Source organism: Thiorhodococcus drewsii AZ1, from assembly GCF_000224065.1.
In the GTDB taxonomy this organism is placed as follows: Bacteria; Pseudomonadota; Gammaproteobacteria; order Chromatiales; family Chromatiaceae; genus Imhoffiella; species Imhoffiella drewsii.
Genome location: NZ_AFWT01000103.1, coordinates 1 through 1,740 on the forward strand (window position 1 = coordinate 1; position 1,740 = coordinate 1,740).

2 protein-coding genes and 1 pseudogene are annotated in these 1,740 nt (G+C 55.3%); 1 reads left to right on the top strand and 2 read right to left on the bottom strand.

What is annotated here, in order from left to right; genetic code table 11:
* Positions 1–6: 6 nt before the first annotated feature.
* Positions 7–267, bottom strand: a pseudogene (locus THIDRDRAFT_RS23125) (transposase); the annotation flags it as partial.
* Between the two features lie 148 nt (positions 268–415).
* Here THIDRDRAFT_RS23125 and THIDRDRAFT_RS23130 point away from each other — a divergent pair.
* On the top strand, positions 416–1,399 hold the full coding sequence (locus tag THIDRDRAFT_RS23130) for a hypothetical protein (RefSeq protein WP_040845991.1): 984 nt from the start codon (positions 416–418) through the stop codon (positions 1,397–1,399).
* Positions 1,400–1,448: 49 nt separating this feature from the next.
* On the opposite strand, the gene THIDRDRAFT_RS23135 is transcribed toward THIDRDRAFT_RS23130, so the two are convergent.
* A partial coding sequence (locus tag THIDRDRAFT_RS23135; RefSeq protein WP_007043376.1) for a transposase occupies positions 1,449–1,740 on the bottom strand: 292 nt, incomplete at its 5' end.

Below are 1,740 nucleotides of genomic sequence, written 5' to 3' on the forward strand. Positions count from 1 at the left end.
AACCTAGTCCAGTTCCATCTTCAGGCGCCCGATCTCGCTGTAGAGGCGCTCCGGCGCACTCTGATCATCCGCAGGTTTGCGCCCCCGTTTGGTCTCGAACAGCGTGCCGGCGTGCTCCAAGATCTCCTTCTTCCATTGCCCAACTTGAACCGGGTGCACACCGTGCTCCTGGCCAATCTCGTTGACGGTTTTCACCCCACGGATGGCCTCCAAGGCCACTTTGGCTTTGAACGCGGCGGCGTAGGTTTTGCGCTTTGCTTCACCCATTGCGATCAACCCTTTCGTGCCGGCCTGACAACTTAAATGACTGTCCGATTTTTAGGGTCCACTTTAGGACTGCTATGGCCGCGAGTTTCGACGCGCCCCACTGGGAACCATCGGAATCGGCGTCATTAGGCCTCGATATGTCGGCTCGATGAGTGGTCCGGCGCCGTTTCGCCAAGCGTTGAAGAACGTGAAGCAAGAATTCGACGATTCTGTTGAAGATGTGTATCGGCGAATCGATACTCTAACCGGAGCGCTGCACTCTCGGTCCCCGTTTGGCGAGAACTCTAGCATGCGGCGAGTTTCTGGCTTCCTAGGATTGATCGGGCAATACTCGTTCCTCTTGCATCGCTATCACATGACGCCCGCAGAGCGTCAGCATGAACGTCCAGCCCGCGTGCAGGTGCTCGTGAAGCCGCGCGCGGTCTTGCAGGTGCACGGGGGTTGCACCGACTTATTGTGTCGGCACTCAGATGGTGAAATGGGCGTGGACGAGGTTGAAAACATAGAACGCTGTCATGCCCAAGGGTGCAGACCGGCGCGACGAGAGGATGTGGTTTCCGTTTCGTTAATTGAATTTCCGTATCGCTGGCAGGTCTATGCGTTGCGCGACAAATTGCAAGCAGATCCGGAGAGATTCCGAGCAGCCAAGCTATTCCTGTCCACAGGATGGGAGGACTGCATTCTAATTCTATGGAATGAAAACGAGCGTGCGTTTTGGGACAACTATCGACTCTTGAATCTTGGAAGCAGCCGGCATAGTAACAATACGCAAACCTACCTGGGTTTTGGCATCAATAGGTTCCCCGATGCGGAAGAGGTCGATGTTGATGAAGGCGAGTGGCTCGATCCCGATTTGCCGCTGCCACGAACGTTAATCGAGCGGTCGTTCCAAAACATCAGAGAGTGTACCGGTCGCTTCGATCTAGGGGTGACATGGAAGGCGGATTCCTCCGCCGAAATGGCACAACGTCTATGTGAACTTCCTGGTCGCTTTTGGCAGTGCGTCGACAAACTTTCGATATCCTGCGAGTTTAATGTTGCTGCTCTGTCGGATCCGGCAACTGCTCCTGTGGCTCGATTTACTGGTGAGATAGGTCTGTGCGGTCAAGGCTTTAAAGGTCACAGATCGTAATCATGAGCGTCTTCTCTGATCGATCCAGGGTGATCGCATCACCTGATTATTAACATGCCTCAGCCATTTTCAGGAGACGGTGTGGCATCGGTGGAGTTCGCACGGCAGCCCATCCAAGGCGCGGGAGCATGGAGGCCAGATCAAATCGGCGATTGAAGCGATAGCAAAACTCGGCCAGGAAGCGCGGCAGATGCTTGCTGCTCACCTGATGATAGGAACCATGCAGGCTGTTTTTGACGTTACCGAAGACGGTGTTGAGCCACTGAAATTCGGGCAAGGCCATGCTGCGATAGCCGCCACCGGTGACGACGGGCTGGTGCTCGAACCCGGCGCTGGCGACG

Bases quoted from the DNA above. Each gene is read 5' to 3' on its own strand.
- THIDRDRAFT_RS23130 (WP_040845991.1), top strand. From the start codon at position 416: ATGAGTGGTCCGGCGCCGTTTCGCCAAGCGTTGAAGAACGTGAAGCAA.